Raw genomic sequence first — 12,479 nt, forward strand, 5'->3', positions numbered from 1 at the left:
AAAGACCAGCACTCCGCCCTGCCCGGCAAGGTCCAGGACGCAGCCGCAAACGGAACCGGGTCGGGGAACACCCGCAACACGGGGCCCGGACGACTGCTCATCGCCGTCTATGCAGTCTTCGCCATCTCGGCCTCGGCCCGCGCCGGCTATCAGATCCTCACCAAGTTTTCCGAGGCGCCGCTGGCGTACCTGCTCTCAGCGTTCGCGGCACTGGTTTACGTCATTGCCACCGTCTCCCTTGCCCGGGCCGGCAGTACATGGTTCAAGGTGTCCGTCGCGGCCGTCCTCGTGGAACTGGTCGGCGTGCTCGTTGTTGGCAGCCTGAGCGTCTTTGACCCGGTCCAGTTCCCGCATGAGACGGTTTGGTCCCTCTTTGGCCGCGGCTACGCGTTTATTCCCCTGCTGCTGCCGATCCTGGGCCTGGTGTGGCTCTACCGGCGGCGGCCGTCCCGCAAGTCCTGACGCCGGGCGGCGGGCGGATGGCATCGCGCCGCCTGGCAAAGGTGCCGGGGTGAATGCGGGTAATCTTTAGAGAGTTCCGCGGCCGGCAGGGCCCGGAGCGTTGATATTTGCAGGCAGTAAAAGGCGAGGGTGATGGTACACATCTGGAACGATCCGTCCGAGGTCCCGGCGGACTTCGGCCCATCTGTTGTCACCTTTGGGAACTTCGACGGCGTTCACCGCGGCCATCAGCAGGTGCTGTCCCAGTTGATCCGCACCGCCCGCCTCAACCGTTCCAGGTCGGTGGCCGTCACGTTCGATCCCCACCCGGCCCTGGTTCACCGCCCCGAATCCGCGCCCGAGCTGATCATGGGGCTGCCAGACAAGCTGGAGGCGCTGGGGGAGTTGGGCCTGGACGCCATCCTGGTGATGAAGTACTCGCTGGATCTCGCCAGCCTCACCGCTGAAGAGTTTGTGGAGCAGTTCCTGGTGGACTGCCTGCATGCAAGCCACGTGGTGATCGGCCACGACGCCCGGTTCGGCCGCGGCAACTCCGGCGACCTGGACACCATGAAGGCGCTCGGCGGGAAATTCGGGTTCGAGGTCCAGGTCATCAGTGAGTTCGGCTCGGAGGGCTACCCCTTGCATGACGACGACGGCACGGACCGCCGCTGCTCTTCCACCTGGGTGCGCGAGGCGCTGCAGGAAGGCGACGTCGCTACGGCCGCGGCAGTGCTGGGGCGCGCACACCGGATGCGCGGGGAAGTTGTACATGGCGCCGCCCGCGGCCGTGCCCTCGGATTTCCCACGGCCAACCTCGCAAGCAGCGCCAGCGGACTCATCCCGGCGGACGGCATCTACGCCGGCTGGCTGGTGGACCAGGCCGGGACGCGCTGGCCCGCAGCGATTTCCGTCGGCTCGAATCCCACGTTCGACGGCGTGAGCAGGCAGGTGGAAGCGCATGTCATCGACCGGCCCCACGAGGCCGTGGAGGACTTCGATCTGTATGGCCAGACAGTAGTTGTAGAATTCGTGGCCCGGCTGAGGGGCATGGTGGCATACCGTGGGCCTGAGGCGCTGGTGGACCAGATGCGCCTGGATGTGGTCCAGGCGCACCACCTCCTCGCCCGGCGCTGAACTGTCCGCAGGGACAGCGCCCCAGGGAAAGGCAGTTCCGTGTCCGTTGAGAAGAACACCAGGAAACTGGACGAAGGCATTGTCCGTGATTTCAGCTCACGGATGAGCTACGCCTCGTACCTGCAGCTGCCAACCCTGCTGAGTGCGCAGCAGCCCGTCAGCCAGCCGGAACACCACGATGAAATGCTCTTCATCATCCAGCACCAGACCACCGAGCTGTGGCTCAAGCTGGTGCTGCATGAATTGCGGAGCACCGCCGCCTGGCTGCGCTCGGATGATCTCGGGTCCGCACTCAAGGGCATTGCCCGGGTCAAGCACATCCAAAAGACCCTTACCGAGCAGTGGTCCGTGCTAGCCACACTGACGCCCACCGAGTATTCGCAGTTCCGCGGCTTCCTGGGCAATTCCTCCGGTTTCCAGTCGAGCCAGTACCGGGCCGTTGAGTTCGTTCTGGGCAACAAAAACCGCAAGATGCTTCCGGTGTTCGAGTCGGATCCGGAAGCCCACGCAATGCTGGATGAACTGCTTCACGCGCCCAGCATTTATGACGAATTTTTGGCCTACCTCGCCCGCCAGGGGTTGGCTGTGCCCCAGGCAGTGCTTGAGCGGGACGTCACCCGGGCCCACGAATTTACGCCCGAGCTGGTGCCCCTGTTCAAGCACATCTACGAGAATGCCGCGGACAACTGGGGCGCGTATGAGGCGTGCGAGGAACTGGTGGATCTTGAGGACAACTTCCACCTGTGGCGCTTCCGGCACCTGCGCACCGTGCAGAGGACTATAGGCATGAAAACGGGAACCGGCGGCTCGAGCGGGGCCGCGTTCCTGCAGAAGGCCCTCGAACTGACCTTCTTCCCGGAGCTTTTCGCCGTCAGGACGGAGATCGGCCAATGACCGCACAGGAGCAGCTAACCGTGGGAAACGCAGAGGACAGGGAGGCGGCCCTGCAGCAGCGGGCGGCCGGGCTGGACCGGCAGGACCCCCTGGCGCACTACCGCAGCCAGTTCATCGGTACAGATACACCGCTGTCCTACCTGGACGGCAACTCCCTGGGCCGGCCGCTGGTGCGAACGGCAGAGGACATCGGCGTTTTCATCCGCGAGGGCTGGGGCGGGCGCCTGATCCGGGGCTGGGACGAGGAATGGCTGGACCTGCCCCAAGCCATCGGCGACCAGCTGGGCCGGGCTGTGCTGGGCGCGGCATCCGGACAAACAATCATCGCGGACTCCACCACCGTGGTGTTGTACAAGCTGATCCGTGCCGCCCTTGCGGCCGTGACCGACCCGGACCGCAATGAACTGGTCCTGGACACCGAAAACTTCCCCACGGACCGCTACCTTGTGGAAGGCATCGCCCTTGAGGAAGGCCTGACGCTTCGCTGGATCGAAACGGACCCCGCCTCCGGGGTGACCGTTGACCAGGTGCGCGAAGCTGCCGGGCCGCGCACCGCCGTCGTACTCTTGAGCCACATCGCCTACCGGTCCGGCCATTTGGCCGATTTGCCGGGCATCACGGCAGCAGTGCATGACGCCGGTGCGCTGGTGGTGTGGGATCTTTGCCATTCCGCCGGTTCAGTCGAGATTGGCCTCGACAGTGCGGGCGTGGACTTCGCTGCGGGATGCACCTACAAGTACCTCAACGGAGGGCCGGGCTCGCCGGCCTTCGCTTACGTCAACCATCGCCACCTGCCCTCGCTTAATCAGCCAATTTGGGGGTGGATGGGCCGCAAGGACGCTTTCGAGATGGGCCCCGGCTATGAACCGGCTCCGGGCATCCGCGGTTTCCTCAGCGGAACGCCGGCGATCTTCGGGATGCTCGCCATGCGGGGGACGCTCGACCTCATCGAGGAGGCAACCATGGCTGCCGTCAGGGAGAAGTCGGTACAGCTGACCGCCTTCGCCGTCGAGATCTTTGAAGCCTGGCTGGCACCCTTGGGTGTGGAACTCGCCTCGCCGCGGGAGCCGGGGGACCGTGGCGGCCACATCACCCTGGACCATCCCGGGTTCGCCAAAGAGACGGTGTCGGACCTGTGGGACGAGGACATCATCCCCGACTTCCGCGCACCGCACGGCATCCGCGTGGGACTCTCGCCGTTGAGCACCAGCTTCGCTGAGGTCCTGCAGGGGATGGCGGTAATCCGGGACCGGCTGCGGCGCTGACGAAGAGGCTACCTCACCCAGGCCGCCCTGTTTCGACAAGATTGGGCGGGGGCCGGTAAACTGGGGGATGGATCCGGCTGCAGTCCGTGGTGGCTGGTTCCTGTTGCGTGTGGCACTGTCCGGGTTTCCCGTACCGCCGCGGCAGCAGACCCGGCAGTGAGTTACTGACCTGGGCCCTCACGGCACATCCCTAGGAGTTATTGTGGCACTTGACGCCGCTGTAAAGCAGTCCATCATCACGGAATACGCAACCGTAGAAGGCGACACCGGTTCACCGGAAGTCCAGGTTGCAGTCCTGACCCAGCGGATCAAGGATCTGACTGAGCACATGAAGGAGCACAAGCACGATTACCACACCCAGCGCGGTCTGCTGGCCATGGTTGGTCGTCGCAAGCGCATGCTGAGCTACCTCAAGAAGACCGACATCGCCCGCTACCGTTCGCTCATCGAGCGCCTCGGCCTGCGCCGCTAGTCGCACTTAGGGGCGGCCCATTCCAGCATGGAACGGGCCGCCTCCTACAAATGAAAAACTAAAAAGGAGGATCAACCGCATCACGCATTCGCGGTCCTCGGTAGTGATCCCCGGGAAGGGCTTCGTTGACTGAAGCCCTGGCCCGTGGGTCTCGATCGATGACCGGGTGCAGGGCCAGTAGACAGATGCTGGGCTGGGTTGATGCGGCTGGACTTCCGTAAAACAGAAACGGAGGTGACTCTCTTGGAGGGTCCCGAAATCCAGTTCTCAGAAGCAGTCATTGACAATGGCCGTTTTGGCAAGCGTGTAATCCGCTTCGAAACCGGCCGCCTCGCCAAGCAGGCAGCCGGCGCAGCCATGGTGTACATCGACGATGACACCGCGCTGCTCTCCGCCACCACCGCCGGCAAGCACCCGCGTGAAGGCTTTGACTTCTTCCCGCTGACCGTCGACGTCGAAGAGCGTATGTACGCTGCCGGCCGCATTCCGGGCTCGTTCTTCCGCCGTGAAGGACGCCCGTCCACCGAAGCCATCCTGGCCTGCCGCCTGATGGACCGCCCGCTGCGTCCGGCCTTCGTCAAGGGCCTGCGCAACGAGGTCCAGATCGTGGTGACCGTCCTGGCCATCAACCCCGACGAGCTGTACGACGTGGTGGCCATCAACGCCTCTTCCATGTCCACCCAGCTTTCCGGCCTGCCGTTCTCCGGCCCCATCGGTGGCGTCCGCGTTGCCTTGGTCGCCGACGAAAACGGATCCCAGTGGGTTGCTTTCCCGAAGCACTCCCAGCTGGAAAACTCCGTGTTCAACATGGTCGTTGCGGGCCGCATCGCCGGTGATGACGTCGCCATCATGATGGTCGAAGCCGAAGCCACCGACAACTCCTGGAACCTCATCAAGGAACAGGGCGCCACCGCACCCACCGAAGAGGTTGTCTCCGAGGGCCTCGAGGCTGCCAAGCCGTTCATCAAGGCACTGTGCGACGCCCAGGCCGACCTCGCCGCCCGCGCTGCCAAGCCGACCGTCGAGTTCCCCGTTTTCCTGGACTACGAGGACGACGTTTACGCCGCTGTTGAGGCTGCTGCCGTTGAGAAGCTGACGGCTGTCTTCCAGATCGCGGACAAGACGGAGCGCAACGACGCGTCTGACGCGCTGAAGGACGAAGTAACCGCTGCCCTGGCCAGCCAGTTCGAGGGCCGCGAGAAGGAGCTGTCCGCAGCATTCCGCTCGGTCACCAAGCAGGTCGTGCGCCAGCGCATCCTCAAGGACCAGATTCGCATTGACGGCCGTGGCCTGACGGACATCCGCCAGCTCACCGCCGAAGTTGAGGTCCTGCCCCGCGTCCACGGTTCGGCCATCTTCGAACGCGGCGAGACCCAGATCATGGGTGTCACCACGCTGAACATGCTGAAGATGGAACAGCAGATCGACTCGCTGTCGCCGGTGAAGACCAAGCGCTACATGCACAACTACAACTTCCCGCCGTACTCCACCGGTGAAACCGGCCGTGTGGGTTCGCCCAAGCGCCGCGAAATCGGCCACGGTGCACTGGCAGAGCGCGCACTTGTGCCTGTACTGCCGTCCCGGGAGGAATTCCCGTACGCCATCCGCCAGGTGTCTGAGGCTCTCAGCTCCAACGGTTCGACGTCGATGGGCTCCGTCTGCGCCTCCACCCTGTCGATGCTGAACGCCGGTGTGCCCCTGAAGGCCGCCGTCGCCGGTATCGCCATGGGCCTGGTCTCCGACCAGGTGGACGGCCAGACCCGCTACGCGGCACTGACCGACATCCTTGGCGCCGAAGATGCCTTCGGCGACATGGACTTCAAGGTTGCCGGTACCTCCGAGTTCGTCACGGCCATCCAGCTGGACACCAAGCTCGATGGCATCCCCGCCTCGGTCCTGGCAGCAGCCCTGAAGCAGGCCCGCGAAGCACGCCTGCACATCCTTGAGGTTATGGACTCGGCCATTGACACCCCGGACGAGCTCTCCGAGTTCGCCCCGCGCGTCATCGCCGTGAAGATCCCCGTGGACAAGATCGGCGAGGTCATTGGCCCCAAGGGCAAGATGATCAACCAGATCCAGGAGGACACCGGCGCCGACATCTCGATCGAGGATGACGGCACGGTCTACATTGGCGCCACCGACGGCCCGTCTGCCGATGCAGCACGGTCCGCGATCAACGCCATCGCGAACCCGCAGGTTCCGGAAATCGGCGAGCGTTACCTGGGTACGGTCGTCAAGACCACCACCTTCGGTGCCTTCGTTTCGCTGACCCCGGGCAAGGACGGCCTCCTGCACATCTCCGAGCTGCGCAAGCTGGCCAACGGCAAGCGCGTGGACAACGTCGATGACGTTGTCTCGGTGGGCCAGAAGGTCCAGGTGGAAATCACCAAGATCGACGACCGTGGAAAGCTCTCGCTTGCCCCGGTCGTTGCCGAGGAAGAAGGCGCCGAGGCAGAGACCGAGCGCGCCCACACCACGGAACCTGCTGAAGGCGCTGACATCTAGCAGTTCCGGTTTCCGGCACACAAGCATGAATCGGCGGGGCCGGTGGATGATCCACCGGCCCCGCCGCTGTTACGATGGCAGCCAGATCCCGGCTGCCCTTTTGAAAGGCCTCAATGACTGTTGTACCCCTGCCGCTCGAGCAGAACCACCGCGGCGACACGCTGGTCCACGGTTCCGACGGCGGCTCCGAAGTCCGGCGCTCGGTGCTGCCCGGGGGAGTGCGGGTGCTGACCGAGGCCATGCCTGGACAGCGGTCAGCAACCATCGGTTTTTGGGTTGGCGTCGGGTCCCGGGACGAGGCTCCGGGGCAGCACGGCTCCACGCACTTCCTCGAGCATCTCCTGTTCAAGGGAACCAAGCGCCGTACCGCCTTGGAGATCGCATCGGCCTTCGACGAAGTGGGCGGCGAGTCGAACGCGGCCACGGCCAAGGAGAGCACGTGCTACTTCGCGCGGGTCTTGGATTCTGACCTGCCCATGGCAATCGACGTCATCGCCGACATGATCACCGGAGCGGTCCTCGACCCGGCAGAGATGGAGCAGGAACGGGACGTCATCCTCGAGGAGATCGCCATGGACAGCGATGACCCCACCGACGTCGCCCATGAACACTTTGTCGCAGCCGTGCTCGGCAGCCACCCGCTGGGCCGCCCCATTGGCGGTACGCCGGACGCCATCAAGGCCGTAGCCCGTGACTCCGTCTGGGAGCACTACCAGCGGTATTACCGGCCAGACGAACTCGTGATCACCGCGGCCGGTGGCCTGGAGCACCACGTTGTCTGCGACCTGGTAGTGGATGCCCTGGAGTCTGCCGGCTGGTCGCTGAAGGGTGACGCCGCGCCGGTGGAAAGGCGTTCCACCGACCGGGCCCTGATCACGGGGACGGCGGGACTTCACGTGGTCAAGCGCGCCGTGGAGCAAGCAAACATCATCATGGGCTGTCCCACCATCGTTGCCACCGACGAACGGCGTTACGTCATGAGTGTCCTGAACGCCGTGCTGGGCGGAGGCATGTCTTCGCGGCTGTTCCAGGAAATCCGCGAGAAGCGCGGCCTGGTGTATTCCACCTACTCCTTCGCTTCCTCCTACGCGGACGCCGGGTATTTCGGCATGTACGCAGGCTGCACGCCGTCCAAAGTGCGGCAGGTCCTGGACCTGCTCGGCGTGGAATTGGACAAGCTCGCGGAGCACGGAATCACCGAGGACGAGCTGCGCAAGGCTGTGGGCCAGCTCGGCGGCGGTATCGTCCTGGCACTGGAGGATACCGGGTCGCGGATGTCGCGGCTGGGCCGTGCGGAACTCGTTTCCGGCGAGTACCAGGACATCGACGAAACGCTCCGGCTCATCAAGTCTGTTACGGCAGAGCAGGTCCAGGACCTTGCGGCGGAACTGGCGGCGGCACCTCGGACTGTGACCGTCGTAGGGCCATTCGAGGAGACGGAAACGTTCGGACTCTGACTTGGCAAGCGGCAAGACTTAGCGCGTAGACGGCAGGACTTAGTTCTGGAGGTGAGGGGACGTGGAACGGACCTCGCCGGGCCGCGCGCCAAAGGCCCTGGCTGGCTTCCTGGGCCACTGGCGGGGGAGTACCCGGCTCGCTGCCGGTGCTTGGGGGCCCGAACGGACCGTTGACGCCGAGGTGACCTACACGCCGGTGGCCAGCGGGTCTGCCGTCGTGCAGAGCTACCGCCATCTGGAACCGGACGGGACACATTTCGAAGGCCACGGGATTTTCACTGTTGATCCGGATCACCAGGACGTTTTCTGGTACTACGTCGACAAGGTGAACCCGGGCCCTGGCGCACCGGCCCGCTGCACCTGGCATGACGGCGCCCTTCGGGTGGAACGTCGTGGCGGTGTCGGCTGGACCCGCCATACATTGCGCGTGGATGGCGACCTGCTGACGCATGTAACTGAGCTTCGTACCCGGCGTGAGGAGGCTCCAGAGGAGAAGCGCGGCGTGGCTGACGGGACTGGCTCGGCCTATGTACCGTTTATGACCTCATCATTCCAGCGGGGCTGACGGACCGGGTCCGGAGTGAGTAGCCGACTTCAACGCGCGGGTGGGCATGGTGACCAGGCAGCCGTCGCGTACTCCGCCGTCTCGATGTCGCTGCCGGCGCGGATGCGGAACGGCCCCTACGAGGTTGACGATGAGCACCGTCGACGGCATCGGCGCCAGCGTCAGCGGGGCGTGACGACTTCAGGAGTGCGACATGTCCCATTCCCACTCCCACTCCTTGAGTGGGTCCTCGGGCAGTTTTGGGGGCGTGGCGTAGAAGTCGTCCCAGACGTGGTCGTCGGGCGGTATGTCATCGGCATCCACAAGACTGTCATCAACTGGTTCTTCAAGGGGCGGGTCAACGTGCAGGAAGTCCAGGAATGCGGGCGCCTCGGCAGGCTGGAACTTGGACATTTCAGCCGGCAGGAGTCCGGGTGGCCATTGTGGTGGTTCCCGGTCGGGTTGTTCGGGTTTGTAGTGACGGCCGGTGGGTGAGGTCCAGCCGGGTGGTTCGTTGTTGTTGGCTGGTGTGGGGGTCCAGGGTTTGTGGTGCTTGAGGCGGTGGTGCTTTGGGCAGAGTTGGGCCAGGTTGCTGATTCCGGTGGTTCCGCCGTGGTGCCAGGCGGTGAGGTGGTCGGTGTCGTTGTCGAGGGAGTGGTTGTTGCAGCCGGGGAAGGTGCATTTGCCGTCTCTGAGGCGGATGGCTTGTTTCATGGCTTTGGTTAGGCGGTAATTGGTGCGTCCGATTTCCAGTGGTGCCCCGTCCCGGGGGTCGACGAGCACCCGGTAAAAGGAGCTGGCCCCATCGGCGACGAGTTTGCGGGCCATGGAGGCGGGGATGGGTCCGTGGCCGTCGAGCGTTGCGGGTTCGTCGGTGAGGCCGAGGAGTGCAAACACCGGCACGGTGACGAGGACTTGGGCGCCCGGGACTGGGACACTGGCGAGGTCGACAGGGTGGGTGTTTGTAGCCTCCTGCCCGGTGGAGCCGGTAGAGGTGCCGTCTTCGGTGACACCGGTGCCGGAGGCGTCATCGGGCCGGTCATTGACGGAGAGGAAGGCCACTCCGATGGGGGCGTCGGTGTTCCCTTGGGTGGTTTCTGTGTTGGCTTCGCCCGTGTTGTTTTGTCCTGGGCTGCTTTTCGGGGCGGGGCCGAGGGCTGGTCCTGCGGTGAGGAGTAGGTGGGCGGCGATGTCGGGGCGTAATTGTGTCATTGACCGGGGCTCGTCGGGGCCCTGAAGGCCGCGGGCGAGGGCGGTGGTGCGGTTCCATATGGCGGATGCGGTGTCGGCGGGCAGGTAGAGCGAGACACATGCCATGCCGTCCCTGTCTGGGGTGTATTCCATCCGCCGGTCCGCGGCGCACTTGGTGTGGCGTTTTTCGAGGCTTTCGGGGTGGTGGCGTTCGCGCCAGCCACGGACTTTGGCCCGGAAGCGTGCGGGGACGAGGTCGCCGGCGGCGGCTCCGCGGGCCGGGTTGGGCGCGTCCGGGTCCAGGAAATGCGCGGCGAGGTTGCTGGCGCCGGTGGGGCCGAGGCCTTCGGTTTCGTCGGCGATGATTCTGGCGTGCTGCCAGGAGATGGCGCCCGAGGACAAGGCTTCGAACGCCAGCGGCAGGGAGCAGATTTGCCGGGAGTGGGTGACGAGTGCCCCCGCCGAGGCGGAGCTGATAGTCAGGACGCCGGCGATCTCCTCGACTGCTGACATCTCGTTGAACGTCCGCTCATGCACTGGCGCTTCCGGCGGGGTCATGGCGTGCTGGATTTCGACGGCCTCGGCCGCGTCCCGGGCCTTGACCGCGGCGAGCTGGGCTTCGAATTGCTTCACTACCGCCATCCGGTCCAGCCGGATCTCATACTGCCGCTGCAACACATCCACAACAGGGCCGGCACTGGCACCGGTGCCCAGTGCAGCATCCTCAAGGAACAGGGCATTCAGGCCGGCGACGGAGGCGCAAATGCCCTCCATCACTGTTTCTGTGGCCGCGCCGTTTCCCATAGAAACATCATCCATCGAGGCACTGACATCCTGATGGAGAGCGGCTGATGGGCGAACCGGCGCAGCAGGCGCGGCAGGAAAAAGCGCGCCCGCGCTAATCCCGTGGACCCCTGCGCGTGTCTGCATACCAACATCATCAATGGAGGCACTGACATTTCCTGCGCACTGACATTTCCGGAGCACCGGAACTAAACAAGGCCGGCGAACCGATTCGGGAAGCTGCTCCTACCCCCCGGCGAACGGAGGCAACACATCCACCACGTCGTCCGCCTCTAGAACGACGGCGCGGTCCCGCACGGCCACCTCATTCAGCAGGAAACTACTGCGTGACAGGATCCTCGGGAGCGGGGGAGTGCCGGCGGGAGGCTCGGGGCGCTGCACGGACAGAACGGTCTCCAGAAGATCAGCAACAGTAGCGCCCGGCGCCAGGTCGAAGCTCTCTTCCTCCAGGCCTGCGGCGGCGCGTGCGGCAGCGAAGTAACGTACGTTCAAAAGTTTCAGCCCCCGATGGCGCTCATGCTGCGGTCCGGCTGGACGAAGTCCGGAGCGTCTAGTCCCACGTGGTCCATTCCATGGGCTTTGGGTTTGAGCCACATCGCGTCCTGCCACCGCTGGGCAAGGGCATCATCGGTAGCTCCGGAGCGCAGCAGGCCCAGCAGGTCGAATTCTTCCCGGGAGAACAGGCAGCTCATGATTTTGCCCTCTGCCGTGATCCGGGTCCTGCGGCAGTCAGAGCAGAACGGTTCGGTCACGGAGGCAATAATCCCCACCGTTCCGAGCACGGGGCCGGGCGCACCCGAAGCGCCGCTGCCGGAGCCAGCCGCCCGCCGTCGTACTTCAAAACGCTCCGCCGGGGCGCCGTCACGGGCGCGGGGATCGGGGCTGAGGACAAAATCGGTGGAGAGGATCTGACGGATCTCCGCGGCTGTGATCATGTTCCGCCGGGTCCAGCCGTGGTCCGCGTCCAGCGGCATCTGCTCAATGAACCGGAGTTCGTAGCCGCGCTCGAGAGCCCAGGCGAGCAGTGACGGCGACTCGGCGTCGTTGATGCCGCGCATCAGAACCGCGTTGAGCTTGACCGGGCCCAGGCCTGCAGCCCAGGCGGCGTCCACCCCGGCCAGTACCTGGTTCAGGAAAGGCCTGCGGGTCAGCTGGGTAAAGGTTTCCTCATGCAGCGAATCCAGCGACACGTTGATGCGGGTCAGTCCGGCAGCCTTCAGCGCCGCCGCCTTTTTCGCCAGGCCGACAGCGTTGGTGGTCATGGAGATGGGCAGGCCGGGGTGGTTGCCGCGAAGGGCTGAAATGATGTCCACCAGGTCATGCCTCACCAGAGGCTCGCCACCGGTAAGCCGCAGTTCGCGGACTCCCAGCTGCTCCACGCCGATCCGCACAATACGGACAATTTCCTCCGCTGACATCACTGCCTGTTTCGCCAACCACTCCAGGCCCTCAGCAGGCATGCAGTAGGTGCAGCGAAGATTGCATTTGTCCGTCAGGGACAGCCTCATGTCCGTGGCGCGGCGGCCATAGCGATCGGTAAGCCCGGGCGGAGCATCCTCCGGGCGGGCAGCGGGAACGGACGGCAGGGGTGCTGCTTCCTCCCGCGGCTGGGGCATGCCTAGCTGGACACTCATGAATTCAGGCTACGCCACGTTGGGTTGCGCATCACACCCGTGACGGCCGCAAGGGAGGCAGCAGGAGATCCGGCAGAACCTGGGACAGGGCCGGCGTCACAGGTACTTTGCGAACCTATGCTGGAGGGGTGGACA

General features: G+C 64.9%; 11 protein-coding genes. 8 read left to right on the forward strand and 3 right to left on the reverse strand.

The window, feature by feature from the left end; all coding sequences use genetic code 11:
* The first annotated feature begins 18 nt into the window (after positions 1-18).
* From M1E07_RS07920 to M1E07_RS07955, 8 genes are all read left to right on the forward strand, one after another.
* Positions 19-462 (forward strand): hypothetical protein, encoded by a 444-nt coding sequence (locus M1E07_RS07920; protein WP_461190353.1) that lies wholly within the window; start codon positions 19-21, stop codon positions 460-462.
* 132 nt (positions 463-594) lie between these two features.
* The gene (locus M1E07_RS07925) at positions 595-1,578 is read left to right on the forward strand and encodes a bifunctional riboflavin kinase/FAD synthetase (RefSeq protein ID WP_461189701.1); all 984 of its coding nucleotides are present in this window, start codon (positions 595-597) and stop codon (positions 1,576-1,578) included.
* A gap of 39 nt (positions 1,579-1,617) precedes the next feature.
* On the forward strand, positions 1,618-2,472 hold the full coding sequence (gene kynA, locus M1E07_RS07930) for a tryptophan 2,3-dioxygenase (RefSeq protein ID WP_461189702.1): 855 nt from the start codon (positions 1,618-1,620) through the stop codon (positions 2,470-2,472).
* Positions 2,469-3,737 (forward strand): kynureninase, encoded by a 1,269-nt coding sequence (locus tag M1E07_RS07935; protein ID WP_461189703.1) that lies wholly within the window; start codon positions 2,469-2,471, stop codon positions 3,735-3,737. Before kynA ends, M1E07_RS07935 begins: the two co-directional genes overlap by 4 nt.
* 202 nt (positions 3,738-3,939) lie before the next feature.
* On the forward strand, positions 3,940-4,209 hold the full coding sequence (gene rpsO, locus M1E07_RS07940; RefSeq protein ID WP_461189704.1) for a 30S ribosomal protein S15: 270 nt from the start codon (positions 3,940-3,942) through the stop codon (positions 4,207-4,209).
* A gap of 243 nt (positions 4,210-4,452) precedes the next feature.
* Complete coding sequence (locus M1E07_RS07945) at positions 4,453-6,714, forward strand: polyribonucleotide nucleotidyltransferase (protein ID WP_461190354.1); 2,262 nt, start codon at positions 4,453-4,455, stop codon at positions 6,712-6,714.
* A 113-nt stretch (positions 6,715-6,827) separates the two neighbouring features.
* On the forward strand, positions 6,828-8,171 hold the full coding sequence (locus tag M1E07_RS07950) for a M16 family metallopeptidase (RefSeq protein WP_461189705.1): 1,344 nt from the start codon (positions 6,828-6,830) through the stop codon (positions 8,169-8,171).
* Positions 8,172-8,232: 61 nt separating this feature from the next.
* Positions 8,233-8,736, forward strand: coding sequence for a DUF1579 domain-containing protein (locus M1E07_RS07955; protein WP_461189706.1), 504 nt, complete (start codon positions 8,233-8,235; stop codon positions 8,734-8,736).
* A gap of 180 nt (positions 8,737-8,916) precedes the next feature.
* On the opposite strand, the gene M1E07_RS07960 is transcribed toward M1E07_RS07955, so the two are convergent.
* The 3 genes from M1E07_RS07960 to moaA form a co-directional block, all read right to left on the reverse strand.
* Positions 8,917-10,725 carry an HNH endonuclease signature motif containing protein gene (locus M1E07_RS07960; protein WP_461189707.1) on the reverse strand — a complete coding sequence of 603 codons (1,809 nt, stop codon included), beginning with the start codon at positions 10,723-10,725 and terminating at the stop codon, positions 8,917-8,919.
* Between the two features lie 210 nt (positions 10,726-10,935).
* The gene (locus M1E07_RS07965; protein WP_461189708.1) at positions 10,936-11,202 is read right to left on the reverse strand and encodes a MoaD/ThiS family protein; all 267 of its coding nucleotides are present in this window, start codon (positions 11,200-11,202) and stop codon (positions 10,936-10,938) included.
* Between the two features lie 5 nt (positions 11,203-11,207).
* Positions 11,208-12,344, reverse strand: a complete 1,137-nt coding sequence (gene moaA / locus M1E07_RS07970; protein ID WP_461189709.1) for a GTP 3',8-cyclase MoaA — start codon at positions 12,342-12,344, stop codon at positions 11,208-11,210.
* Positions 12,345-12,479 lie beyond the last annotated feature (135 nt).

This window comes from Arthrobacter sp. Z4-13, assembly GCF_054792705.1.